General features: G+C 71.2%; 21 protein-coding genes, 1 tRNA gene and 1 pseudogene. 15 read left to right on the forward strand and 8 right to left on the reverse strand.

Annotated features, from left to right (window positions below; translation table 11 throughout):
- From ASD48_RS36165 to ASD48_RS36175, 4 genes and pseudogenes are all read left to right on the forward strand, one after another.
- The coding region (locus ASD48_RS36165) for a (Fe-S)-binding protein (protein ID WP_057606473.1) at nt 1-1,563 on the forward strand (1,563 nt) is incomplete at both ends.
- A 1-nt stretch (nt 1,564) separates the two neighbouring features.
- A pseudogene (locus ASD48_RS43945) lies at nt 1,565-1,789 on the forward strand (hypothetical protein); the annotation flags it as partial.
- Nucleotides 1,790-1,946: 157 nt separating this feature from the next.
- Complete coding sequence (locus ASD48_RS36170; protein ID WP_057606136.1) at nt 1,947-3,038, forward strand: Yip1 family protein; 1,092 nt, start codon at nt 1,947-1,949, stop codon at nt 3,036-3,038.
- 218 nt (nt 3,039-3,256) lie between these two features.
- Entirely contained in the window at nt 3,257-4,033 is a 777-nt protein-coding gene (locus tag ASD48_RS36175) for a hypothetical protein (RefSeq protein WP_242432837.1), read from the forward strand.
- 128 nt (nt 4,034-4,161) lie between these two features.
- On the opposite strand, the gene ASD48_RS36180 is transcribed toward ASD48_RS36175, so the two are convergent.
- Together ASD48_RS36180 and dcd are read right to left on the reverse strand one after the other, a co-directional pair.
- Nucleotides 4,162-4,680, reverse strand: a complete 519-nt coding sequence (locus ASD48_RS36180) for a phosphoribosyltransferase (protein ID WP_057606474.1) — start codon at nt 4,678-4,680, stop codon at nt 4,162-4,164.
- An 11-nt stretch (nt 4,681-4,691) separates the two neighbouring features.
- A complete protein-coding gene (gene dcd / locus ASD48_RS36185) occupies nt 4,692-5,267 on the reverse strand; it encodes a dCTP deaminase (protein WP_057606138.1) in 576 nt (191 codons plus the stop codon).
- A 527-nt stretch (nt 5,268-5,794) separates the two neighbouring features.
- Between dcd and ASD48_RS36190 the strand changes: the two genes are divergently transcribed.
- Nucleotides 5,795-5,868, forward strand: a tRNA-Gly gene (locus ASD48_RS36190).
- A gap of 142 nt (nt 5,869-6,010) precedes the next feature.
- On the opposite strand, the gene ASD48_RS36195 is transcribed toward ASD48_RS36190, so the two are convergent.
- On the reverse strand, nt 6,011-6,862 hold the full coding sequence (locus tag ASD48_RS36195) for a LysR substrate-binding domain-containing protein (protein ID WP_242432838.1): 852 nt from the start codon (nt 6,860-6,862) through the stop codon (nt 6,011-6,013).
- Between the two features lie 80 nt (nt 6,863-6,942).
- Between ASD48_RS36195 and ASD48_RS36200 the strand changes: the two genes are divergently transcribed.
- Both ASD48_RS36200 and ASD48_RS36205 read left to right on the forward strand, forming a co-directional pair.
- A complete protein-coding gene (locus ASD48_RS36200) occupies nt 6,943-7,452 on the forward strand; it encodes a cupin domain-containing protein (RefSeq protein ID WP_057606139.1) in 510 nt (169 codons plus the stop codon).
- A gap of 151 nt (nt 7,453-7,603) precedes the next feature.
- Nucleotides 7,604-7,966 (forward strand): DoxX family protein, encoded by a 363-nt coding sequence (locus ASD48_RS36205; protein WP_057606140.1) that lies wholly within the window; start codon nt 7,604-7,606, stop codon nt 7,964-7,966.
- On the opposite strand, the gene ASD48_RS36210 is transcribed toward ASD48_RS36205, so the two are convergent.
- Nucleotides 7,926-10,340 carry a histidine kinase gene (locus ASD48_RS36210; protein ID WP_057606141.1) on the reverse strand — a complete coding sequence of 805 codons (2,415 nt, stop codon included), beginning with the start codon at nt 10,338-10,340 and terminating at the stop codon, nt 7,926-7,928. The genes ASD48_RS36205 and ASD48_RS36210 overlap by 41 nt on opposite strands.
- A gap of 137 nt (nt 10,341-10,477) precedes the next feature.
- On the opposite strand from ASD48_RS36210, the gene ASD48_RS36215 reads away from it, so the two are divergent.
- The 3 genes from ASD48_RS36215 to ASD48_RS36225 all read left to right on the forward strand — a co-directional run bounded on the left by ASD48_RS36215 (nt 10,478) and on the right by ASD48_RS36225 (nt 13,418).
- Nucleotides 10,478-11,569: a CPBP family intramembrane glutamic endopeptidase gene (locus tag ASD48_RS36215; protein WP_079074200.1), complete on the forward strand. Its 1,092-nt coding sequence runs from the start codon at nt 10,478-10,480 to the stop codon at nt 11,567-11,569.
- 107 nt (nt 11,570-11,676) lie between these two features.
- Nucleotides 11,677-11,964, forward strand: a complete 288-nt coding sequence (locus tag ASD48_RS36220; protein WP_057606477.1) for a DUF4190 domain-containing protein — start codon at nt 11,677-11,679, stop codon at nt 11,962-11,964.
- Nucleotides 11,965-12,356: 392 nt separating this feature from the next.
- The gene (locus tag ASD48_RS36225; protein WP_057606142.1) at nt 12,357-13,418 is read left to right on the forward strand and encodes a YihY/virulence factor BrkB family protein; all 1,062 of its coding nucleotides are present in this window, start codon (nt 12,357-12,359) and stop codon (nt 13,416-13,418) included.
- 76 nt (nt 13,419-13,494) lie between these two features.
- On the opposite strand, the gene ASD48_RS36230 is transcribed toward ASD48_RS36225, so the two are convergent.
- Entirely contained in the window at nt 13,495-14,685 is a 1,191-nt protein-coding gene (locus ASD48_RS36230; RefSeq protein ID WP_063887538.1) for a saccharopine dehydrogenase NADP-binding domain-containing protein, read from the reverse strand.
- 151 nt (nt 14,686-14,836) lie between these two features.
- On the opposite strand from ASD48_RS36230, the gene ASD48_RS36235 reads away from it, so the two are divergent.
- On the forward strand, nt 14,837-15,841 hold the full coding sequence (locus ASD48_RS36235) for a helix-turn-helix domain-containing protein (RefSeq protein WP_057606143.1): 1,005 nt from the start codon (nt 14,837-14,839) through the stop codon (nt 15,839-15,841).
- A gap of 154 nt (nt 15,842-15,995) precedes the next feature.
- Here ASD48_RS36235 and ASD48_RS36240 read toward each other — a convergent pair whose 3' ends face one another.
- Nucleotides 15,996-17,150: an aromatic acid exporter family protein gene (locus tag ASD48_RS36240; RefSeq protein ID WP_057606144.1), complete on the reverse strand. Its 1,155-nt coding sequence runs from the start codon at nt 17,148-17,150 to the stop codon at nt 15,996-15,998.
- A gap of 123 nt (nt 17,151-17,273) precedes the next feature.
- Nucleotides 17,274-17,750, reverse strand: a complete 477-nt coding sequence (locus ASD48_RS36245; protein WP_057606145.1) for an SRPBCC family protein — start codon at nt 17,748-17,750, stop codon at nt 17,274-17,276.
- Between the two features lie 125 nt (nt 17,751-17,875).
- Between ASD48_RS36245 and ASD48_RS36250 the strand changes: the two genes are divergently transcribed.
- From ASD48_RS36250 to ASD48_RS36265, 4 genes are all read left to right on the forward strand, one after another.
- Complete coding sequence (locus ASD48_RS36250) at nt 17,876-19,408, forward strand: FAD-dependent oxidoreductase (RefSeq protein ID WP_057606146.1); 1,533 nt, start codon at nt 17,876-17,878, stop codon at nt 19,406-19,408.
- Between the two features lie 260 nt (nt 19,409-19,668).
- Nucleotides 19,669-20,511, forward strand: coding sequence for a polyphosphate polymerase domain-containing protein (locus ASD48_RS36255; protein WP_057606481.1), 843 nt, complete (start codon nt 19,669-19,671; stop codon nt 20,509-20,511).
- Nucleotides 20,508-21,185, forward strand: coding sequence for a DUF4956 domain-containing protein (locus tag ASD48_RS36260; protein ID WP_020133233.1), 678 nt, complete (start codon nt 20,508-20,510; stop codon nt 21,183-21,185). The genes ASD48_RS36255 and ASD48_RS36260 overlap by 4 nt, the downstream gene beginning before the upstream one ends.
- Entirely contained in the window at nt 21,185-22,894 is a 1,710-nt protein-coding gene (locus ASD48_RS36265; protein ID WP_057606147.1) for a CotH kinase family protein, read from the forward strand. The genes ASD48_RS36260 and ASD48_RS36265 overlap by 1 nt, the downstream gene beginning before the upstream one ends.
- Before the next feature lie 130 nt (nt 22,895-23,024).
- Here the strand turns inward: ASD48_RS36265 and ASD48_RS36270 are convergent, their stop codons facing one another.
- Nucleotides 23,025-23,543 carry a lamin tail domain-containing protein gene (locus ASD48_RS36270; protein ID WP_057606148.1) on the reverse strand — a complete coding sequence of 173 codons (519 nt, stop codon included), beginning with the start codon at nt 23,541-23,543 and terminating at the stop codon, nt 23,025-23,027.
- Between the last annotated feature and the right edge of the window lie 293 nt (nt 23,544-23,836).

Here is a 23,836-nt window from a genome sequence, read left to right on the forward strand (position 1 = left end):
TCGTTCATCTGGATGATCGTGGTCTCGCTGAACACCAACATGGGTGTGGCCTGGCACCGGTTCCTGGCGTTCCCGAACATCTGGTTCAAGCGCAACGCCGACGGCGCGACCGCGCTGGGCGCGCTGCTGCCGATGACGTCGGGCGGCAGGCCGATCGACTTCGCCGATCCCGGCGACGACGACGTCTTCGGCGTCTCCCAGGTCGAGCAGTTCTCCTGGAAGGGCCTGCTGGACTTCTCCACCTGCACCGAGTGCGGCCGCTGCCAGTCCCAGTGCCCCGCCTGGAACACCGGCAAGCCGCTGTCGCCCAAGCTGCTGATCATGTCGCTGCGCGACCACGCACACGCCAAGGCCCCCTACCTCCTGGCCGGCGGCGGCAAGAGCGCCGAGGGCGAGGAGAAGGCCTCCGCCGAGCAGCTGGCGCAGGTCCCCGCCGCCGCGCTCGCCGAGGCCGAACGCCCCCTGATCGGCACCGCCGARGAAGGCGGCGTCATCGACCCCGACGTGCTGTGGTCGTGCACCACCTGCGGCGCCTGCGTCGAGCAGTGCCCSGTCGACATCGAGCACGTCGACCACATCGTCGACATGCGCCGCTACCAGGTGATGATCGAGTCCGCGTTCCCCTCCGAGGCGGGCACGATGCTCAAGAACCTGGAGAAGAAGGGCAACCCCTGGGGCCTGGCGAAGAAGCAGCGCCTGGAATGGCTCAAGGAGGTCGACTTCGAGGTCCCCGTCGTCGGCCGCGACATCGAGGACCTCACCGAGGTCGAGTACCTGTACTGGGTCGGCTGCGCCGGCGCCCTGGAGGACCGCGCGAAGAAGACCACCAAGGCCTTCGCCGAACTCCTGCACATCGCCGGCGTCAAGTTCGCGATCATGGGCGGCGACGAGAAGTGCACCGGCGACTCCGCCCGCCGCCTCGGCAACGAGCCCCTCTTCCAGGAGCTCGGCATGGAAAACGTCATGGCGCTCAACACGGCCTTCGGCGAGGAGACCGACGACGACGGCAACGTCACACCCGAGTCGAAGAAGCCCAGGTCGGCCAAGAAGATCGTCGCGACCTGCCCGCACTGCCTCAACACGATCGGCAACGAATACCCGCAGATCGGCGGCGACTACGAGGTCATCCACCACACCCAGCTGCTCCAGCACCTCATCGACGAGGGCAGACTGATCCCCGTCACCCCGGTCGAGGGCCTCATCACCTACCACGACCCCTGCTACCTGGGCCGCCACAACAAGATCTACACGCCCCCGCGCGAGATCATCGCCAGCGTCCCGGGCCTGCGCAACGAGGAGATGCACCGCCACAAGGAACGCGGCTTCTGCTGCGGCGCCGGCGGCGCCCGGATGTGGATGGAAGAACGCATCGGCAAGCGCATCAACAACGAGCGCGTCGACGAGGCCCTGTCGCTCAACCCCGACATCGTCTCCACCGCCTGCCCGTTCTGCCTCGTCATGCTCACCGACTCCGTCAACGGCAAGAAGAACGAAGGCAAGGCCAAGGAGTCCGTCCAGGTCGTCGACGTCTCCCAGCTGCTGCTGGAGTCGGTCAAGACCACGNCCCTGTGGCTCCGCTGGGACCCTCTCCACCGCCTGCCCGTTCTGCCTCGTCATGCTCACCGACTCCGTCAACGGCAAGAAGAACGAAGGCAAGGCCAAGGAGTCCGTCCAGGTCGTCGACGTCTCCCAGCTGCTGCTGGAGTCGGTCAAGACCCCGGTCGACGACGAACCCCCGGCGGGCGAGGCGCAGACCGAGAACGAGCCCGAACCGCAGCCGGTCAAGTAGCCCGAACGGCCGCATCGACGCCCCCGTGTCCCACCGTGGACACGGGGGCGTCGCCGTTCACGCCCTCACTCCCCCGCACACCCGCCACAACCCCCGCACCCCCTACGACCCTCCCCCGAACAACCACTGATTCCCGCCCCGTTACTCCCCTTAGGGGATGTCACAGCTCGGCAGCAAAGCCGTGCCCGAAGGGCAGGCTCCGCCGCGTCACTCTCCGGGACCAGGTACGTTCGAAGGCGTGGCTGGATTCAGGATCGGACGCGGCGGCCGGGACAACCGTGCCCCGCAAGCGCGACCGCAAGACCCTCCGTACGGGCAGCAGGCGCCCCGGGGGCCGTCGCGGTCCCCGGGACCGTCGGGACCCTCGGGGCCGTCGTACGGCTACCCGTCGGCCCAGCCGCCGTACCCGCAGCAGCGCCCGCCGTACGGCGGTACCGGCGCGGGCGGCGGCCAGTGGCCGCAGGCGAACGGCGGAGGGTACGGCGGCCAGAACGGCGACGAGCCGGAGTACTTCGGCGGCGACGCCCCGTACGGCGCTCCGGGCGGCCCCGGTGGGCCCGGCGGCCCGGGTGGTGCCCCGCACGACCCGTACGCCGCGAACAATCCGGGGCACACCCAGGCCTTCTCGATCGACGACCACAACCAGTACGACCAGTACAACCAGGGGGGCACGTATCACGCGGGTTCCGCCCCGGCGGGCCCGGTCGGCCCGCGTCTGCACTGGAAGGAGCTGCTGAAGGGCATCGTCCTCAACCCCAAGCAGACCTTCCTCCAGATGCGGGACTACACGATGTGGGGCCCCGCCCTCATCGTCACGTTCCTCTACGGCCTGCTCGCGGTCTTCGGCTTCGACGACACGCGCGCGGACGCGATCAACGCGACGCTGTCCAACGCGATCCCGATCGTCCTGACGACGGCCGTCGCGATGGTGCTGAGCTCCTTCATCCTGGGCGTGGTCACCCACACCCTGGCCCGCCAGCTGGGCGGCGACGGCGCCTGGCAGCCCACGGTCGGCCTCTCCATGCTGATCATGTCCCTCACGGACGCCCCGCGTCTGGTCGTCGCGATGTTCTTCGGCGGCGACGCGTCGTTCGTGCAGCTGCTGGGCTGGGCGACATGGGTGGCGGCCGGGGCCCTGCTGACCCTGATGGTGAGCCGCTCCCACGACCTGCCGTGGCCGAAGGCGCTGGGCGCGTCGTCGATCCAGCTGATCGCACTGCTGTCGATCGTGAAGCTGGGCACCTTCTAGTACCGGCGGACACCCGCAGGGCCCTCGGCGGATCGCCGGGGGCCCTTGGCATGTCGTCACCGATAGCAAGATGTCGCGAGCATCCACGGGCGGCACCCGAGCATCCACGGTCGGCACCAGGGCAGAACAAACCAGCCGAACAACCGCATGTCGCATCATGACAACTACAGAGCGTAATTTAGTGTGACTGTTCCCTACACCTCCTACAAGGAGTGCGCGTGAAAGCTCGCTTTGGCGTGAGGCGGGGAACGGCGCTCGTGGCCGCCCTGCTGGTCGCCGTCATCGCCCTGGTCCTTCCGGGATCGGCAGCCGCACGGACGGACGACAACGGAGCCCACTCGGACCACTGGGGCGTGATCGCCCGCAGCACGTTCGGCTCCCCGGTCGCCGAACTGCGCAACGGGCCCTACGGCCCGTTCGGCACGACGGGCGGGACCGCCAGGCCGCCGTACGGGCGAGGCAGCCTCGGCATCGAGGTGTCGGGCGCCACACGGACGGTGACCCCGACAGTCGTCGAGAAGGTCTACTTCGGCAACGAGGTGGACTTCTTCGGGAAGCAGGTGCTGGGGCTGCGGCGAGTCGGTTTCCACGTGTTCCAGACGAGCCAGAACGTCGGCTACGGCGGCCCGACGAACATGCCGAACATCAGGTTCGAGATCGACCCGAACGTGACGTCCACCGACGACTACGCCACGCTGGTGTGGGTGCCGACCGCGTCCCCGGTACGGAACGGCTGGAGCCCCTTCCTCGACGCCACACGGACCGGCTACTGGTACCTGACGGGCGGCGAGACGACCTGCAACCGGGCCGCCCGGTGCACCTTCTCCCAGCTGAAGGCGTCGTTCACCCGCGTCAACGCCAGGCCGACGGTCTACACGGTCGCCGTGGGCAAGGGACCCGACTTCATGTGGATCGGCGCGGTCGACGGCCTCCGGCTCAACGACTACGTCTACGACTTCGAGCGGGCCGGCGTCAGAGTACTTCGCGCGAAGTGAGCAACGGCAACGCCGAGAAACAGAAGAAGACATGAGCCGGACCGGGCCTGCCGACGCCGGAAACGGCCGGCCCGCCTCGCCCGGGCCCCGGACGGCCCACTCCGGGAGGGCCGTTCCGCACAGGGTCGCTAGAGGGCTTCCCTGGAGGGCGTGACGGCCTCCCCCGCCTTACGCACCACCGGCAGCACGCTCCACGGGAAGTTGATCCAGTCGTCGGTCCGCTTCCACACGTACTCGCACTTCACGAGCGACTGCGGCTTCTCGTAGATGACGGCGCTGCGCACCTCGGCGACGGCGTCCAGGCAGAAGTCGCGGACGAGCTTGAGCGTCTTGCCCGTGTCGGCGACATCGTCGGTGATCAGGACCTTCTTTTCCGAGAAGTCGACGACATCGGGGACGGGCGCGAGCATGACGGGCATCTCGAGCGTGGTCCCCACCCCGGTGTAGAACTCGACGTTCACCAGGTGGATGTTCTTGCAGTCGAGGGCGTAGGCGAGCCCGCCGGCGACGAACACTCCTCCCCGGGCGATGCTCAGCACGACGTCGGGTACGTAACCGTCGTCGGCGATGGTCTGCGCGAGCTCACGGACGGCGGTGCCGAACTGCTCGTAGCTCAGGTTCTCCCGCGCAGGGTCCGCGCCGCTCATGCCGTCGCCGCTCACACCTGGGTCCGGTGGAAGTTGAGGAAGGACCGGGAGGCCGTCGGCCCGCGCTGGCCCTGGTACCGGGATCCGTACCGCTCGCTGCCGTAGGGGGACTCGGCCGGCGAGGTGAGCCGGAACATGCACAGCTGGCCGATCTTCATGCCGGGCCAGAGCTTGATCGGCAGGGTGGCGAGGTTGGACAGCTCGAGCGTCACATGCCCGGAGAACCCGGGGTCGATGAACCCGGCGGTGGAGTGGGTGACCAGCCCGAGCCGCCCGAGGGAGGACTTGCCCTCGAGCCGGGAGGCGAGATCGTCGGGAAGCGTGATGACCTCGTAGGTACTCGCGAGTACGAACTCCCCCGGGTGGAGGATGAACGGCTCGTCGCCCTCGGGCTCCACGAGCCGGGTCAGGTCGGCCTGCTCGATGGAGGGGTCGATGTGCGGGTACCGGTGGTTCTCGAACACCCGGAACAGCCGGTCCAGCCGCACGTCGATGCTCGAGGGCTGCACCATGAATTCGTCGTAGGGATCGATCCGTACTCGCCCGGCGTCGATCTCGGCCCGGATGTCCTTGTCTGAGAGAAGCACGTCCCGAGGATACGCAAAGCGCGCGGAGCGACCACCATCGGACGACTCCGCGCGCCAGACCGGCGGCGCCTCCAGCGCCTCCGGCTCCTGTTGCCGCTACCGCTTCTCGAGAACCACCGGTACGGCACTCCGCAACCGGGTGCACCGAGGGCACCGGACGAGCCGCCCGGGACCGAGCCGCTCGGCCTGCTGCATCGGGAACGAAGCGGTGCTGAACACGTGCCCATCGGCACAACGGACGACGGTGCGCTCCATCAAGTCCTAGAGTCCCTTCCCCAAGAGCCCTGTCCGGCTGCTGCCCGCCGGACCACGAAAGCCACATTACGGGACGAACGGGACGGCCCTCCAGGCGGCACTCCGACCCCGCCCGGCCCCACTTCCACCACCCCACCGTACGCCCCAACTCCGGCCGCCCGCAGCAGGATCCACCCCCTGAAACGCCCTCAGGCCCCACGGCTTCATCGCCCGGGGCCTGGCATGAGGTAGAGTGACGGAGCGTTCCGACACCGGTCGAACCGGCGTCTTACGCGGGTGTAGTTTAATGGTAGAACATCAGCTTCCCAAGCTGAGAGCGCGAGTTCGATTCTCGTCACCCGCTCCACAGTCAAGGCCCAGGTCATCGACCCGGGCCTTTTTGCTTCAGTGTGGCTTCCTCCGGCGTTTGGCGCTCGTAGCCCATCGTGCGATCGAGGGGCGTAGCCGGCCGGTGCGAGGCCGGGACACGCCGGCCCGGGGCGGCAAGCTCAGTGGCGGTACGCGGCTGTCGCGATGTCGGTGAACGAGCGGATCAGCGGGTTGGTGTCGTCCTCGTTCCACACCGCCACCACGCGGCTCGGCGCCATGTCGGTCAGCGGGACCACGGCCAGTTCCGCGGGCAGGTCGTGCCCGAGCGGGGCCAGGCCGACCGTGCCGTTCCAGAGCACGGCTTGCAGGCATTCCTGGACGACGCGCACCACGGGGCCCTCGCGCGGCTCGCCGCCGTTCCAGTACGACTGCCAGATCGGGTCGGTGCCCTGCGGGAACTGGAACCAGCGGCGTTCGTCCAGGTCGGCCAGCCGCAACCGGCTGCGGCGGGCCAGCGGATCGTCGGCGCGCAGGACCACACCCACCGGATCGGTACGCAGCTCGCGCACCGTCAGGGCGGTCTCGTCGAACGGCGCCCGGGTCAGGGCGACGTCGACGAGTCCGGCGCGCAGCCCGCAGGTCGGGTCGGTCAGGTCGGTGTCGCGGACGCGGATGTCGATGCCGGGGTGGCTCCGACGGTAGGCGGCGGCCAGCCTGGCCGTTCCCGGGTCGGTGCCGTCGCCCAGGATGCCGACGGTGATGGCCGCGACGCCGGCGGCCGCGCTCACGCGTACGCGGACGCGGTCGGCCTGGTCGAGCAGGGCCCGCGCCTCGTCGAGCAGCACCGCGCCCACCGGAGTGAGCGTGACGCCGACAGGAGAGCGGACGAACAGCGGGGCACCGATCTCGGTCTCCAGTCGCTTGATCGCCCGGCTCAGCGGCGGCTGGCTCATGTGCAGCCGAGTGGCGGCCCGGCCGAAGTGGAGTTCCTCGGCGACCGCCACGAAGTAGCGCAGGGTACGTAGCTCCACGCTGCAACGATACCCAAGCGGTATGGGCGTCGCGGAACAGGTCTTGGACAGTCGCGGGGCCCTGGCGGTGCACTCGGAGCATGACCGAAGAAGCGAAGACCGGCGCACCGCAGGCCGACCCCGCCGTATCGGTGGTCGGTCCGGACGACGGTGAGACGATCGTCCTGGGCACCACGCGCATGCGCGTCCTCGAGGACGGCAGCCATACCGGGCACCGCCTCGGAATCGCCGAGTCCGTCCTCGCCCCGCACACCCCGGGACCGCCGCAGCACCGCCACGCCCGGCACGACGAGGGCTTCTACGTCGTCTCCGGCACGGTGCGGTTCACCGTCGGGGACGAGGACCACGACGCCACCGCGGGCGCGCTGGTGATGGTCCCGCCCGGCGCCCCGCACACCTTCGCCAACATCACCGACCAACCCGCCGTCATCCTCACCACCTTCACGCCCGACCTGTACGTGCAGTACTTCCGGGACCTCCGGAACGTGACCGTCAGCGGCGGGCCGCTGACGCCACAGGCCGGCATCGAGGCGATGAGGCGCTACGCGACCGAGCCCGCCGGCGACCCCACCCGAAGCCGTTCGGGATGACACCACCCGGTCGTCCCCTCACCTGCCCCGCGCAGCCGGGACGTCCCACCTTTCGACTTCCGGGTCACTCGGACGAGGGCCCGGTCCATCTCCGGGGGTTGCCCTGGAAATCGACGGGTCACCCGCACATCGGTGACCGTGGACGGGAACCATGAACCTCGCGTATTGGATCGTCGCCGGACCGCTCGCCCTCTTCTACCTCTACTCGGGCGCGATGAAGGTCATCCGCAGCCGAGATCAGCTCCGCCCGATGATGGCCTGGGTCGATCGCATGCCCCTGCCCGCTGTCAGGGCGCTGGGGGCGGTCGAGACGCTCGGTGCGACCGGGCTGATCCTGCCGCCCCTGACCGGCATCGCACCCTGGCTGGCACCGGCCGCGGCCATCGGGTTCGTGCTCCTGCAGATCGGGGCGATCGCCGTCCACCTGACCGGCGAGGACCGCCGGATCACACTCAACATCGGGCTCGTCGCCACTACGGCCGTGGCCGTCTGGGCGGCCACCACCCGGCTGTGACCGACGCCGGTGACGCCGGTGACGCCGGAAGCGCCTCCCGTACGGGCGCCGGACCGGGCCGGGTCGACATCAACGCCCTGACGACACCGGCCTGTTCGAGAGTGATGCGTCCGGCACCCGTCCCCGCCCGCACCTTCAGACGTTCGGCCACGGGGCCGGTGACGGCCAGTGGTACGCCCGACACCGTCACACGCAGGGTGTCCCGCCGTCGCCTCAGCGTGACCCGGGCCGGCCCCCGATCGCCCGCGCCGAGCGCCGCCTCGACGATCCGGTACGCCGACAGGGCCACATCGGGCGGCAGCTCCCGGGCGGCCTCGGGAAGACCCCTCAGGGTCACGTCCCGCCCGGTCGCCCGCACGGTCCGGCACAGCGTGTCGAGGTCGGCGGCGGTGGGCGCCGGAGCCAGTCCCGGTCCGGGATCCTCCGACTCGCCCAGGCTGTGCAGGAGTTCACGCATGGCGGCGAGTGCCGAACGGGCCTCGGCGGCCACCGCCTCCAGTCGCCCCTGCCGGGCCTGCTCGACCAGTGCCGCCGTGAGGTGCAGGACGGCGTCGCGCAACTTCGCCGCCAGCCGGTGCCGTTCGGCGTCCGCGGCCCGTTCCGCGTGCCACAGCGCGCCGGCCAGCGCGAAGTCGTCCAGGGCCAGGATCCGCAGCCGTCGGCGCCGCACGGCGAGCCCGGCACCCCACAGGCCGGCGAACAGCGCGCCCAGCACCATGGCCAACGGCACGGACATCACCACGGCCGTGGGCCACATCGACTCCTCGCCCGACAACGCGCCGTCCGCGCCCGCCGTCGCGACGAGGGTCCCGGAGAGCGAGACCGTCGCGGCGCACCACGCGGGCCAGGTACGGGTGGCTCCCCGGCCGTAGACCGCCACCGCGTACACCGCCAGCAGCTCCGCGAGCGCTCCGCCGGCGAAGAACACGAACACCCGCGACGGCAGCCCGGCCCCGGCGACCGCCGCCGGCCACAGCCACGACGTGGCCAGCACGCCGAGGAGCGCCTGCCACGGAGCACGCCGCCGCCACAGCAGCGGCAGCGCGTGAGCGGTCAGCAGCACCGCCACGACGAGCAGTCCGGGCACCGCGGCGCGCAGGCTCGCACCGGTCCACTCCTCCGCCGTGATCAGGGCGAACACCAGGGGAAAGAGTGTCGCCGTGCACACCAGCGCGGGGTCGGCCAGCCGCTGATCCCGCAGCACGTCACGCCGGCCCGTGCCCTCGGGCGGACCCCACGGCCCCGTGACGTCGGGCAGGGTGGCCCGGACCCGCCAGCCACCGCCGGGTGCGGGGCCGGCCGTCAGTTCCCCGCCGACGGCCGCGGCCCGCTCCCTCATCCCGGCGACGCCGCGTCCCGACCCCAGTCCGTCGACGGCGCCGACGCCGTCCGGTGCCGAGCCGCGCGGCGGAGCGTTGTCGACGCTCAGTTCCAGGACGCCCTCCCCGCGCCGGACACTGACGTGCGCGGCGGAGCCCGGGGCGTGCCGCAGGGCGTTCGTCAGGGCCTCGCGGACGATCCCGTGGACCGCCTCGGCCGCGGGTCCGGCCAGGTCGTCGGGGAGCACGGCGTCGATCGGACGCCCCAACCGGCCGAATCCGGCGATGAGTTCCTCGATGCGCGCGGTCATCGGCGGGGGAGCCGGACGGTCGGCGTCACGCAGCAGACCCACGAGCCGCTGCAGCGCCGTCAGGGTCTCGGTGCCGGTGCGCTCGGCGAACGACAACGCCTCGGCCGTCAACTCGGGCCTGCTGTCGCCGAGTCTTCGCGCGGCGTCGACCGTGATGACGACCGAGGTCAGGTGATGGGCGCTCACGTCGTGCAGTTCACGGGCCAGCCGCCGCCGTTCGGTATCGCCCGCCCGCCGCCGGGCCTCCTCCGCGCCGGCCAGCAGACGGGTCGCGAGCGACCGCCCCTTGAGCCACTGCCGTCGGGCCTCGCCGAGCCCCGCGCAGACGACGTACAGGAGCGCGCCGAGCACCCACTCGGAGGCGAGTGCTGGCCGGACCCCGACAAGGAGGAGGGACAGGAGCCACTCGACGCCCACGGCCGCGGCGACCGCGCGTACGGTCACGGGCACGGGGCGGCGGACCGCGACCGAATACAGCGCGATCGGCGCGCCCACCCCGAAGTAGCCGTCCTCCCAGACCAGTTGGCCCAGCAGGAGAGTGCCGAGGGACCAGGCGAGGGCCCGGACCGGCGCCTGCCGTCGGCGGCCCAGCGCGGCCGTCTCCACTACCAGCGCGCCGAGCACGGCGACGACGGCGGCCGCCCCGGGCATCTCCTCGCCGGCCAGCCCGGCTCCGGGCCACAGCCAGGCGAGCTGTCCGGTCGCGAGCAGTGCGGGGAGCAGCCAGTTGCGTATCGTCTCCATCTCGGCACGAGCGTAGGGCGGGCTGCGACGGCGCGGTATCGGCCCCGGGCAGGAGGCCGCTCTCCATCCTCCGACAGAGACGACCTTCGTGCCCGCGGCCGATGTGGGCGCACGCGCCCGCCGGGAGGCTTGTCGCCATGACGCATCCGCTCGCCGCCCCGCTGCCCGCGCTCCTCCCCGAACTGCTCCCCTACCACCGCATGGCACGCGTCTCGCCACGTCACCGGTGGTGGCGGCCCGTGCTCGGGACCGGGTTCGTTGCCGTGGCCGGCGTGCTGGTGGCCGTCCTGCTCTACGCCCTCGCATCCGCCCTGGGAGCGGCCAGGGGGTACCCCGAAGCGCCCGACGGGACCGTCGAGTTCGGCCCCGTCTCCGGCACCGCCCTCGACCTGCTGGCGATCGCCTCCGCGCTCCCCGTCGTCCTGCTCGCGGTGCGCTGGATCGGCCGCCGCCCGGCGGGCACGGTCTCGTCCGTGACGGGCGGACTGCGGTGGCGCTGGCTGGGGCTGTGCGGGCTGGTGGCCCTCCCGGTCCTCGCCGTGACCACCGGGGCCATGCTCCTGCTGCCCACGGACGATGCCGCGCCGTCGCGGTGGGCGGGCTGGGAGGTCTTCGGACCGGCCCTCGCGATGCTGGTCGTCCTGGTACCGCTGCAGGCGGCCGCCGAGGAGTACGTCTTCCGGGGCTGGCTCGCCCAGACGGTCGGCGCCTTCCTGCGCTCCCCCTGGTGGGCGCTCGTGCCCCAGGCCGTCCTGTTCGCCGCCGCCCACGGCTGGGGCACCCCGTGGGGCTTCGCCGACCTGGTTCTGTACGGAATGGTCGCGGGCCTGCTCACCGTACGCACCGGCGGGCTGGAGGCGGCCATCGGCCTGCACGCCGTGAACAACCTGCTGGCCTTCGGGATCTCGGCGGCCGCCGTCGACGGACTCAAGAGCGACGACACCGCCGCCGACGCTCCCTGGCAGGTCGTGGCCCTCGACCTGGCCGGCATCGCCCTGTACGCGGCGGCCGTACTCTGGCTGGCCCGGCGCCGCACGCCGACCCGCACCGTCCCCGCGCCGGCAACGGCACCGGCACCTGTTCCGGTCCCCGCACCCATTTTTGTCCCCGCCCCCGTCCCCGCCCCCGTCCCGCCTCCGTGGGCCTTTCCCGACCGGCACCCCCGGACCCTCGACGCCCAGCCCCCTGACCCCTGGTCGCCGACGTTGCGTGATCCGCAACGAAACTGACGGTCCGTCGACATGGGAACGCGCCTGAGGGGCACCCGGAGGAGCAAGTCGAAAGTGAGGAGCGCGTGGCCCGTCCGGTCCGTGCAACCGACAACCGGGAGTGTTCGATGACGAGTTATGGCAGCTCTTCCACCGCGTCCTCGGGATCACGCACCAACGGCCTGGCGATCGCGAGCCTCTGCTGCGGCATCGTCGGGCTGTTCATCCTGAACATCGTCCTGGGGCCGCTGGCCATCGTCTTCGGTGCCGTCTCCCGGCGCCAGGCGGGAGTCAGGAGCGGCGCCGGCATGGCGAAGGCCGGCATCATCCTCGGCATCGTCGACGTGGTGCTCTGGCTCGTACTGCTGGCGGTCGCCGCCAGCAACGGCGGATTCAGCTGGTACGTGGGCGGCTGACCGACGCAGGCGCGCGGCGGGGCGCCGGCCCGAGGTGACAACCTCGGCCCGGCGCCGACGCGTTGGCGGGAGGGGTCCGGGGCCGAGGCCGGGGCCAAGGCCAGGGGCCAGGGGCCAGGGGCCAGGGGCCAGGGGAGATATTGGGTGCGAGCTCTCGGATCCGGGTCCGGCGATCCGGGGATCCGGGATCCGACGTCCGGGACCCGAGACCGGGGATCCGAGGTCCGAGGTCCGAGGTCTGGGGTCCGAGGACCGGGGTCTGGTGTCTGGGGACCGGGGTCCGGGGTCCGGGGTCTGAGCTCCGGGATCCATGGGAGATATTCACACCGTCGTAAAGTCCGATATTTCCCATATCTGCGCATGGGTGATGCCCAGCCGGATACCCGTACGGCATGGTACGGACACTGAGGCCGCACAGGCGGCACGGCGAGCGCACGGCGGACCGCGAGGGCGAGGACGGACAGGATCCGGTCGCCGCCGGTCCGGACGAGCAGGTGGAGCGGCAGGCCCCTGACAAGCCCACGGACCTGCCCAAACGCTCCTGGGCAGCGGTGCTCAAAGGCACCCTGAAGGAGTTCAAAAAGGACGAGCTGGCCGACCGTGCGGCGGCCCTGACCTACTACTCGATCCTGGCACTGTTCCCCGCGCTGCTGGCGCTGGTGTCGCTGCTGGGGATCGTCGGGCAGTCGGCCACGCAGGCGGTCCTGGACAACATCCAGAAACTCGCGCCGGGCGCGGCTCAGGACATACTGCGCAGCGCGGTGCAGCAGATGCAGGGCAAGGGCGGGGTCGGCTCGGTCATGGCCATCGTCGGTCTGCTGCTGGCGGTGTGGTCGGCGTCCGGCTATGTCGCCGCGTTCATCCGCAGCGCCAACGCGGTCTACGACATCCCCGAGGGCCGTCCGGTGTGGAAGGTGCTGCCGGTGCGGGTCGGGGTGACCGTCGTCCTGATGGTCATGGCGGTGATCAGCGCGCTGATCGTGGTGTTCACCGGCAGCCTGGCCCGGCAGCTCGGCACCGCCCTCGGGGTCGGTGACACGGGGCTCACCGTGTGGTCGATCGCCAAGTGGCCGGTGCTGGTGGTCCTGGTCACGGTGATGATCGCGGTCCTGTACTGGGCCACTCCGAACGCGCGCGTGCGCGGCTTCCGCTGGGTCACGCCGGGCAGCTTCCTGGCCCTGCTGATCTGGCTGGTCGCCTCCGCCGGGTTCGCGCTGTACGTGGCCAACTTCGGCTCGTACAACAAGACCTACGGCACACTCGCCGGTGTGATCATCTTCCTGGTGTGGTTGTGGATCACCAACCTGGCGATTCTGCTCGGCCTGGAGTTCGACGCGGAAATGGTCCGCCAGCGCGCCGTCGCCGGTGGCCACCCGGCCGACGACGAGCCGTACGTCCAGCCGCGCGACACCCGCACGTGGGACGAGGAGGACCGCCGCCGCCTCGGGTCCTGACCCGGCGGAGACGGTCAGGACCACCGTCGGCAAGGACCACCGTCGGCAAGGACACGGCCGGCCGGGACACGGCCGGTCAGGAGACCGTCCGCTCCTGCGGCGGTTCGAGGGAGATGTGCGGGGACAGGGCGCGGAGGAAGTCCGGCGCGTCGAAGATCTCGCCGGCCGAGGCGACACCCACCGTGCGGGTCCGGCCGGTCAGGATGCGGTGGACCGCCTCCACCGCGAGCGGTGCGGTGACGGCGTAGATGTCCCGGCCGCTCGCCGCCGCCCGCCGTTCCGTGTCGCCGGAGCGTACGACGACGTCGACGACGAAGGTCTGGTCGGACCGCCCGTTCTCGTCGGCCGCCGTCGGCGCCGGCGTGTCCGAGGCCGCGAGGTCCGTGGCCGCCTCGGTCGTCATGTGGGTGCGTACGGCGGGGACGGCGAGATGGCTGGGGAGGGTGACCACGTCGGCCATCGTGAACTCCCCGACGACCTCCCTGGTGCCCATCGGCTCGGGAAACGCCCACTTCAGGAGCGTCGGCCGGTCGTCGTGGTACTCCAGCCGCCCGCCGGTGTAGCGGACACGCCGGCCACCGCGCCGCTCCCGGGAGACCGTGCCGGCGGTCCGCGTCCCGGGGGTCGGATGCCAGCCGCTCAGCCCGTAGGCGACGGTCGCCTCGTCCGCCGTCGTCCAGTCGCCCATCGCGGCCGTGGCCAGCAGGTCGCCCAGACCGCCGTAGAAGGCCATCGCGGGGACGATCACCGCTCCCGCAGCGCGGGCCCGGTCCGAGAAGTGCGCGAACGTGTCGAGGTTGGCCTCGATCTCGGCCGCCACATCGACGTACGGGATCCCGGCGCGCAGTGCCGCCTCGATCAGCGGAGCGGCGGTCATGGCGAACGGGCCCGCGCAGTTGATCACCGCGTCCGCACCGGCCAGGGCACGGTCGAGCGAGGCGGGGTCGTCGACCGAAGCCGGCCGGATCTCGAGTCCGGGTGCGGATACGGACGTCGATGCGGACGCCGATGCCGATGCCGATGCCGATGGCGATGGCGATGGCGATGGCGATGCCGCTGGCCCTACGGACAGCGCCGCCGCTCGCAGCTTCTCGGCGTCTCGGCCGGAGAGGACCGGAACGAATCCACGGTCCCGCAGCTGTGCCACCACGAAGCGTCCGGTATGGCCGTACGCGCCGTACACCGTCACCTTGCGTCCCGACCCCGACCCCGACCCCGACCCCGACCCCGATCCCGCCGCCGTTCCCGATTCTGATGCCGACGCCATGGCTTCTCCCCCGCCTTTTGAAGATCCCTGATCCGCGTGATCCGCGGGTCCGCGTGGTCTGTCCGTCCGTGTGATCCGTTGAGAACATCCTGGCGAGGGCGGGCGGCTCCGTGTGAGTGTCCGGAACGACACGCCCCGTACAGTTTCGGACATGGGTACCGTCGCGCTGGCCGTCACCGAGGGAATGCTGCACTTCGAACTGTCCATGGCGTACGAGGTGTTCGGCGCCGCCCCGGTCGGCGTGACCGTCCCCTGGTACGAGGTCGAGGTCTGCGGGTCGGCCGCCGTGCGGTTAGGCCGGTTCCGGCTGGAGCCCGACCAGGGGCTCGACCGCCTCCACCGGCTGCGGCGCGCCGACACGGTGATCGTCCCCGGCTGGGCGGACGTCGACGAGGAGCCGCCCGCCGAACTCGTCGGCGCCGTGCGCGCGGCCCACGAGGCGGGGGCACGCGTGGCCTCGCTGTGCACGGGCGCGTTCGTGCTGGCCGCCGCCGGGCTGCTGGACGGCAGGCGCGCGACCACGCACTGGGCGCACACCGAGGTCCTGGCCGCCCGCCACCCGCGGCTGGAGGTCGATCCGGACGTCCTCTACGTGGACAACGGCAGCGTGCTCACCTCCGCGGGCAAGGCGGCCGCGATGGACCTGTGCCTGCATCTCGTCCGGCTCGACCACGGCTCGTCCGTCGCCAACGCCGTCGCCCGCCGTCTGGTCGTGCCGCCGCACCGGGCTGGCGGCCAGGCCCAGTTCGTCGCCGCCCCGGTCCCCACCCGGGACGACCACCCGCTCGGCTCGCTGTTCCCCTGGGCGATCGAACGCCTCGACCGGCCCCTCACCGTGGAGGACCTGGCCCGCCGGGCGGGGATGAGCTCACGCACCCTGGGCCGCCACTTCCGGACGGTGACCGGCACCACCCCGCTGCAGTGGCTGCTGACCCAACGGATCTGCCGAGCACAGGAGCTGCTGGAGACCACCGACGACGTCGTCGACGTCATCGCGACGGCCACCGGCATGGGCACCGCCACGACACTGCGCCGACACTTCAACCGCACGGTCGGCGTGCCACCGGACACCTACCGCCGAACCTTCCGCTCACGGCCCGGCACCGACCCGGCGCAGGCCACGTCAGCGCAGAACACACAGGTGCGGAACACGTAGGCGCAGGCCACAGGGACACGTAGGCGCAGGCCACATAGGCGGGGGGCACACAGGAGCGGATCACACAGGAGCGGGTCACATCCTGGAGCGCCGGGCCGGACGTGCCGGTGCGTCGGGGGACGCGCGCCCGGTGCGGCGGGAGACACGCGGGGGGTCAGTCCCGGACGAGCTGGTCGGCCAGGCGGTGCGCCTGGGCCAGCAGCGTTCCGTACGTCACCAGCGCGTCCGGGTCGTCGGGCACGGCTCCCGGCAGCTGCCGGCGGAACTCGTCGAGAGTGCGGCGGAGCTCCTCGACCGCCTCGCGCAGTCGTTCCGCCGCACGGTCGTCGGAGCCGCCCGGGGCGAACCGGGTCCGACCGTACAGCCGGACAGCGCGCGCCGTGTGGCGCAGGAAGTCCGCGTAGGCGCGGGTGATGCCGGCGGGCGGCCGGGCCTCCTCCCCGCTCTCGGCGATCTCCCACACGGTCCGGGTCACCCCCACGGTGTGGACGGCGACGTGGTCGAGCACGACCAGCGCGTCGTCGTACGCCTTGCCGTGCGAGGAGAGGAGCCGCGTGCGGCGCCCGCGCGGATTGCCGCGCATGCTCTCGCGGCTCCAGCCGATCGCCGACCGTGCCTGGTCGACCAGCCGTCCCAGCCGCAGGGCCCGCTCGTGCCTGCTTCCGGCCGCCTGCCCGTCCCACGCGCCGTCGGCCAGACCGTCGGCCACCGAGTCCAGGATCTCCTGCGCCTCACGGGCCGCGTCCTCCAGCGCGGAGCGGGCGTCGCGCAGGTAGACCGGCGGCCGGATCAGCACGTTGACCGCCACCCCGACCACCGCGCCGAAGACCGCCTCCGCGATGCGGGCGGCCGACGAGACGACGCTCACCTGGCCACCGGTCAGCACGAAGAGCGCACCGGTGGCGGCGTAGACGCCCTGGCTTCCCAGCCGCTGCCACTGCCCCAGCAGCAGCACCGCCGGAAGGACCAGGGCCATGGCGGCCATCGCGCTGCCCAGCAGCAGCGCCCCGGCTGTCGCCACCGCCGTGCCCACCGCGATCGCCGCGAGCTGCTGGAGCCCGTGCGCGACGGACCGGTACACGGTCGCCTCCACCAGCACGACCGCGACCCACGGCGCCACGAACGCCATCGGGGCCTCGAGCCACCAGCCCACGACCGCCCACGCCAGCCAGGCGGCCAGCGCCGCCTTGCCCGCCTGCACCGCCAGATCCCGCTCCCGGCCCGGCCCTTCCCCCGCCCGCCGCACCGCGGCGACGACGGACGCGACCCAGCGCCGAACAACCCATGCCGTCCTACGCGTCCACTCCATGGCACGGCGAGTGCCACACCAGGGACGAGACGCACCCGCCGACCACGACTTCACTCACCGCCTGGCCGACTGACCGCCTGACCGACTTGCTGTCCTACCGACTCGACGACTCGACGAACCCGATCAGAGGGGCGAACCGGGGTCGCCGGGCCGGATGCGGCCCCGCCAGGCGCCGGTCTCGCCGCCGCGCTGCTCGATGTAGTCCTTGAAGCGGTGCAGGTCTCCCTTGACCCGGCGGTCGATCATGCCGAGCATGTCCGCGCCCTTCTCGACCATGCCGGTGGGCTCGACGTCCATGGTGAGTTCCACCCGGGTGTGGCTGTCGTCCAGGCGCTGGAACCGGACCGATCCCCGCTGCCGGGACTCGCCGTCGACGACCCGCCAGGTGATCCGGTCGTCCTGCAGCTGGTCGACGATCTCGGTGTCGAACTCGCGCCGCACCCCGCCGATCTTGGTGGTCCAGTGGTTGTGCCGCTCGTCGAGCTGGCGCACCTCCTCGACGCCCTCCATGAAGTTCGGGAACTCCTCGAACTGCGTCCACTGGTTGTAGGCCGTGTGGACGGGGACCTCGACGTCCACCGCTTCCTTCACCGTGCTCATCGTTCCTCCTCGCTGATGGTCGTTCCGTTCCGCAGGGCGCCGGGTACCCGGCCGTGCAGCAATGAAGACCAACATATGAGGGCGTATCGCGGCGTATCACTCCGTCCTGCGGGCACTCGGCGGCCATGAACGCCGAGACAGGAACCCAGGGCTCCTACTGGCTGGAGACCGCGCCGCCCGGCGCCCCGGCTCCGCCGCCGTCCGGTGACCTCACCGTCGACGTCGCCGTGATCGGCGCCGGCATCGCCGGCCTCAGCACGGCCTGGGAGCTGGTCCGGCAGGGGCGCGAGGTGGCGGTGCTGGAGGCCGACCGGATCGCCGCCGGGGTCACCGGCCACACGACGGCCAAGCTGACCGCGCAGCACACCCTGATCTACGACCGTCTGCGGCGCACCCGCGGCCCCGAGGGCGCCGCCCTGTACGCGCGCTCGCAGACCGAGGCGATCCGGCACGCCGCCGAGATCGTCGCGGAACTCGGCGTCGACTGCGCGTGGGAGGAGGCGGCGGCCTTCACCTATGCCGAGGATCACCGGCACGTCGCGGAGTTGCGGGCGGAGGCCGAGGCCGCACGTGAGGCGGGGCTGCCGGCCGAGTTCGTGACCGGGACCGAGCTGCCCTTCGCGGTCGCCGGCGCGGTCCGGGTGAGCGGACAGGCCCAGTTCCATCCCCGTAAGTACCTGCTGGCGCTCACCGAGGACCTGATCGGGCGGGGTGGCACGGTGTACGAGGGAACACGGGTCGTCGGCCTCACCGAGGGCGAACCCTGTGTGCTGCGCACCGACGCCGGTGTGTCGATCCGCGCCCGCGAGGTCGTGGTCGCCACCCACCACCCCGTCTTCGACCGGGCCCTGCTGTTCACCCGGCTCAGCCCCCGCCGGGAACTCGTCGTCGCCGCGACCATCGACGAGGACCGTGCCCCGCGCGACATGTACATCACGCCGGAACGGGCCACCCGCTCCGTGCGCACCGCCCCGTACGGCGACGGCAAGCGCCTGCTGATCGTCACCGGGGAACACTTCACCCCCGGCACCGCGGACGCCGAGGAGAGGTTCGCCCGGCTGTCCGCCTGGGCCGACGACCGCTTCGCCGGTCTCACCTTCACCCACCGCTGGGCCGCCCAGGACAACGACTCCACCGACTCCGTACCTCTGGTCGGACCGCTCCACCCCGGCAGCCGGCACACCTATGTGGCCACCGGCTTCGGCGGCTGGGGCATGAGCGGCGGCATCATGGCGGGCCGTCTGCTCGGCGACCTGATCAACGGCCGCGAGTCCGCCTGGAGCGGCCTCTACGATCCGCGCCGCCTGGCGTCCGTGGTCCGCGAGGGGACCACGTTCCTCAAACACCAGGCCCAGGTGGCCCGGCACTTCGTCGGCGACCGGCTGCCGGCCGTGACGGCTCCCGCGCCGGCCGACATCCCCCGTGGCCACGGCGCCGTGCTGCGCCTGGGCGGACGGCAGTACGCCGTCCACCGGGACCAGAACGGCGACCTCCGTGCGGTCTCGGCGCGCTGCACCCACCTGGGCTGCATCGTGTCCTTCAACCACGGCGAGCAGGCCTGGGAGTGCCCCTGCCACGGCTCCCGCTTTGCTCCGGACGGACAGATCCTGCAAGGCCCGGCGGTCCGCCCGCTGGAGCGGCGCGACCTCCCGGAGTAGGGACACCCGCGGGGACACCGTCCCCGCGTTCACTTCGCGTTCATCCCCGGTACTAACGCTGTTCAGAGACGCCCCTCATCGGCCTTTCATGTCTTACCTGTTTCTTACAGGGATGTGATTGATCGCCGACGATCTGAAGGGACGTCATGACTGGCTGGTTGAAGCGCCGTCGCTCCGGCGACGGCGGGCCGGGCGGCGACGAGGCCCCCGTGCGGGCCGGGGGACCGCCGCCGCAGTTCGCGGACGACGAGGCGCTGCGGGTGGCCAGCAGACTCCACGCCTTCAACCGGTACGAGCTCAAGTACCTGGTTCCGGTGGAGCAGGCGGCGCACATCCGGGACGAGCTGGGCGAGCGGATGGACCGCGACCTGCACAGCCCCGTCGGCGGCTACGGCGTGTGGAGCCTCTACTACGACACGCCTCAACTCCGCTTCTACTGGGAGAAGATCGAAGGCCTGAAGTTCCGCCGCAAGCTGCGTATCCGCCACTACGGGGACCTGGACGGGGTCACCGACGCCTCCCCGGTCTGCGTGGAGATCAAGCAGCGGGTCAACCGGGTCACCCAGAAGCGCCGCATCACCGTGCCCTACGCCACCGCCCGGAAGCTGTGCGACGAGCGGGAGATGATCGAGCACTCGGCGAAGGAGAGCGCCTTCGTCGACGAGGTCCTCGAGCTGGTGGTCCGGCTCAACCTCCAGCCCACCGCCATCACCGGTTACCAGCGTGAGGCGCTGGTCGGCCGCGACCAGGACACGGGACTGCGCGTCACCTTCGACCGCCGCATCCGCGGCCGCGACCGGGACTTCCACTTCGGCACGCCGAACGCCGAGAACCGGTTCACCGTCCCGCCGCACCTGTCGGTGATGGAGATCAAGGTCAACGAGCGCACCCCGTACTGGATCACCGACCTGGCGGCCAGGCGCAACCTGAGCCTCGTCCGGGTCTCCAAGTACGTCCAGAGCATCGAGGCGTTCGGCCTGGCCCCCAGGTCCGTCTTCCACGTCCGGGAGGAAGACCTCCCGTCGGCGCCCGGCGCCGTCCCCTTCATCCCCTCGCCCGCGTCCCCCACGACGCGACGCCCCACGGAGGCATCCCACTCGTGAATCTCAACGTCCAGGACCTGAGCGGTACGTTCAGCGTCACCGACATCGTGCTCGCCATGACCCTGTCCTTCGTGCTCTCCGCGATGATCGGCTACGTCTACCGGGCCACGCACAAGAACGTCTCCTACAGCCAGTCCTACGTGCAGACGCTGGTCATCGTCGGCATGATCGTCGCGCTGATCATGCTGGTCGTCGGCTCCAACCTGGCCCGCGCCTTCTCCCTGGTCGGAGCGCTGTCGGTGGTCCGCTTCCGCAACGCGGTCAAGGAGACCAGGGACGTCGGCTTCATCTTCCTGGCGATGGCCGTCGGCATGGCGTGCGGCGCCCGCTTCTACACACTGGCCGCGGTCGGCGGCACCGTGATCGCCCTGATCATCCTGGCGATGAGCAAGTTCGACTGGTTCGCCCTCAACGTCCAGCGTCAGGTCGTCAAGGTCCAGGTCCCGGCGGGCGAGGACCACACCCACGCGATCCAGGACGTCCTGCTGCGCCACACCGACGAGTTCGAGCTGGTGAGCACGGAGTCGATCCGCGGCGGCACCCTGACCGAGGTGTTCTACACGGTCCGCATCAAGAAGGGCCACGAGCCGGGCGAGCTGGTCGCGGCCCTCCAGGAGCGCGCCATGGGGCAGCGCGTGACCGTGCTGACCGGTTACGACCAGACGGACCTCTGATGACCGCCCCCCGCAAGCGGCTGGCGCACCGCATCCCGCTGCGGCTTCGCCACCACTGGAAGCCGGCCGGCTCCCTCGCCGTGGGGCTCTCGGTTCTGCTGATCTTCTTCGGGGACGTCCGCGTGACCCCCTTCGTCACCAGCGCCTCCACGGCGGACGGGGACGAGATCACGGACAACGTCACGGGAGCGGTCGACCTGTTCGACGACTCACGGACACACTCGATCCAACTCGAGTACAGCGAGACCGACTTCACGGACATGATGGAGAAGTTCCAGGACGAGGGCGAGAAGGAGTACATCAAGGCCGACCTCACCGTCGACGGCGTGTACCTGAACGACGTCGGTATCCGGCTCAAGGGCAACTCCACGCTCCAGAGCCTGCGTGGCGGCGGCATGGGAGGCGGCGGCCAGGGCGGCCCCGCGGGCCAGGACGGCGGCGCGCAGAACGGCGGTCAGCGGCAGAACACCGGGGCGCAGAACGGTGAGCAGCAGCAGAACGGCGGTCAGCAGCAGGCTCCACAGGGCGGCGGCACGGAAGCGGCCGGGGGCGGCGCGGGAGTGGCTGGTGGTGGCGGTGGCGGGATGACGCAGTTCAGCCTCTCCGCCTCCAAACCCGAGGAACTGCCCTGGCTCATCAGCATCGACGAGTACGTCGAGGGCCGCGCCTACGAGGGCCACCGCGAGCTCTCGCTGCGCCCCGGTGTCGACGAGGCCCTGCCGCTGAACGAGGCCCTGTCGCTGTCGCTGATGAAGAAGTCGGGCCAGACGGCCGAGAAGTTCGCCTTCACCGCGGTGAAGGTCAACAGCCGTCCGGTCGCGACCCGGCTCATGGTCGAGAACCCGAGCAAGGACTACGTCGACGCGGAGCTCGGCAGCACGGGCGTGGCGTACAAGGCCAGGGCGGGCAGCAGCTTCGACTACGTGGGCGACGACCCCACCGACTACGAGGAGTCCTTCAAGCAGCTCAACCTCAAGGGCAGCCAGGACCTCTCGCCGGTGATGAAGCTCCTGAAGTGGGTCAACCAGGCGTCGGACGCGGAGTTCGCCGAGAACCTCGACAAGTACGTCGACGTGGAGTCCTTCTCGGAGTACGTGGCGACGCAGAACCTGCTCCTGAACTTCGACGACATGGCCGGACCGGGCAAGAACTACGTGCTCTGGTACGACCTCGGCACGAAGAAGTTCTCCGTCCTCGGCTGGGACTTCAACCTGACGTTCAGCGGCACCGCCACCACCGGGCCCGACGACAGCACGAGCATGGGCGGCGGCGGAGGACGCGGCGGCGCAATGCCGGGTGGCACCGCGCAGGACGGAGCGGCGGGCGCCCCGTCCGGGATGCCGTCCGCACTGCCGTCCGGGATGCCGCAGGCTCCGGGCAACGGTCAGCAGGACGACCGGCAGGACGCGGACACGGCGGAGGCCGGCGGTCCGGGCGGCGGCGGAGGCGGCGGCATGGGCGGCAACCTCCTCAAGGAGCGGTTCCTGGCGGCGGACGCCTTCGACGACGCGTATCACGCGGCCTACAAGAAGCTGTACCAGGAGTTCTACGCCTCGGGCTTCGCGCTCGACGCTCTCGACTCCCTCGCCGCGCAGGCCGAGCGGGCGGGCGCCGACACCTCCGGAGTCTCCGCCACCGCGAAGTCCCTGAGCGGCACGGTCACCTCACGGACCGAGGCTCTCGCGAAGAACGAGGTGATCACCGGCTGACGGCGGTCCCGTCGCCTCGACGGCCACACATGCGAGCGGCGCGCCCGGGCCCTGGGGGGCCGGGGCGCGCCGCCTGTTGCGCGCCGGTGTGCCGAGTCAGGTGCTCATCGGCTCACCGGGTCCGGAACGGTCAGTGGTGGCCGTGGCCCCCACCGTGGCCTCCGCCGTGGTTGCCGTCGTGGTGACGGTTGCGGCCCCAGGACTCGTCGTCCACGAAGCGGCCGCGGTCGTTGCGCAGGGTGGCGGTGTCGGAGCGGTTGTCCCACACCTCCCGGTTGCGGTCCTGGAAGAGGTCCCGACGGGTGTCGCGGCCCTCGCCGGTGTGGACGCGGACCGTGGAGCGGCCCTCCAGGCGGTAGTGGTGGAACGTGTAGGTGCGGCCGTCCTCGTTCCTGAGGGTCCAGCCGTCGAGGTTGATCGTGTGGCGCGTGGTGTTGGTGAGTTCCACCCACTCCCTGTTCAGCGAGCTCCGGGAGCGGTCGTCACGTCCCGGGGCGTCGTACTGGACGGCGCTGATCCGCACCTCCGGGCGGTCGGGACGAGCGTGGTCGGACGCGGACGCCGGCAGTGCCATCGCACCGACCAGGGCGCCGGCCGTCAGGGCGGCGGCGGTCAGACGACGAGCGGTGACAGAAGCGGAAGTGGACAAAGAGTTCCCCTGGGATGTGCGGGCACCCTCCCACAGCGGCCTTGGTGGACGCCGTGGGGCTTGGTGCGATGTGCGGGTGCGGTCGGCTGGCCGCAGACACACTCTGTCCACGGAGTGCGGGAGATGGGTAGGAAACATGGCGTGTGTTACCTGTTGTCCACATCTCTGTGACTCTCGGCTGCAACGTCCATTTAAGTGACTAAGTACTGAAGTTGACGTTCCGACAGCTGATGACCCCTTGTGGGAGTTGGCCTGTGTGGCCCGGACGCCATGGCGCGCCACCCCACCGGGAG

This window comes from Streptomyces sp. Root1310 (assembly GCF_001426425.1).
Lineage (GTDB): Bacteria > Actinomycetota > Actinomycetes > Streptomycetales > Streptomycetaceae > Streptomyces.

What these genes read in the sequence shown, in the direction of transcription:
- ASD48_RS36170 (WP_057606136.1), top strand. Translation starts at nt 1,947, where the DNA reads ATGTCACAGCTCGGCAGCAAAGCCGTGCCCGAAGGGCAGGCTCCGCCG.
- ASD48_RS36180 (WP_057606474.1), bottom strand. Translation starts at nt 4,680, where the DNA reads ATGAGCGGCGCGGACCCTGCGCGGGAGAACCTGAGCTACGAGCAGTTC.
- ASD48_RS36200 (WP_057606139.1), top strand. Translation starts at nt 6,943, where the DNA reads ATGACCGAAGAAGCGAAGACCGGCGCACCGCAGGCCGACCCCGCCGTA.
- ASD48_RS36205 (WP_057606140.1), top strand. Translation starts at nt 7,604, where the DNA reads ATGAACCTCGCGTATTGGATCGTCGCCGGACCGCTCGCCCTCTTCTAC.
- ASD48_RS36210 (WP_057606141.1), bottom strand. Translation starts at nt 10,340, where the DNA reads ATGGAGACGATACGCAACTGGCTGCTCCCCGCACTGCTCGCGACCGGA.
- ASD48_RS36215 (WP_079074200.1), top strand. Translation starts at nt 10,478, where the DNA reads ATGACGCATCCGCTCGCCGCCCCGCTGCCCGCGCTCCTCCCCGAACTG.
- ASD48_RS36220 (WP_057606477.1), top strand. Translation starts at nt 11,677, where the DNA reads ATGACGAGTTATGGCAGCTCTTCCACCGCGTCCTCGGGATCACGCACC.
- ASD48_RS36225 (WP_057606142.1), top strand. Translation starts at nt 12,357, where the DNA reads ATGGTACGGACACTGAGGCCGCACAGGCGGCACGGCGAGCGCACGGCG.
- ASD48_RS36230 (WP_063887538.1), bottom strand. Translation starts at nt 14,685, where the DNA reads ATGGCGTCGGCATCAGAATCGGGAACGGCGGCGGGATCGGGGTCGGGG.
- ASD48_RS36235 (WP_057606143.1), top strand. Translation starts at nt 14,837, where the DNA reads ATGGGTACCGTCGCGCTGGCCGTCACCGAGGGAATGCTGCACTTCGAA.
- ASD48_RS36240 (WP_057606144.1), bottom strand. Translation starts at nt 17,150, where the DNA reads ATGGAGTGGACGCGTAGGACGGCATGGGTTGTTCGGCGCTGGGTCGCG.
- ASD48_RS36245 (WP_057606145.1), bottom strand. Translation starts at nt 17,750, where the DNA reads ATGAGCACGGTGAAGGAAGCGGTGGACGTCGAGGTCCCCGTCCACACG.
- ASD48_RS36250 (WP_057606146.1), top strand. Translation starts at nt 17,876, where the DNA reads ATGAACGCCGAGACAGGAACCCAGGGCTCCTACTGGCTGGAGACCGCG.
- ASD48_RS36265 (WP_057606147.1), top strand. Translation starts at nt 21,185, where the DNA reads ATGACCGCCCCCCGCAAGCGGCTGGCGCACCGCATCCCGCTGCGGCTT.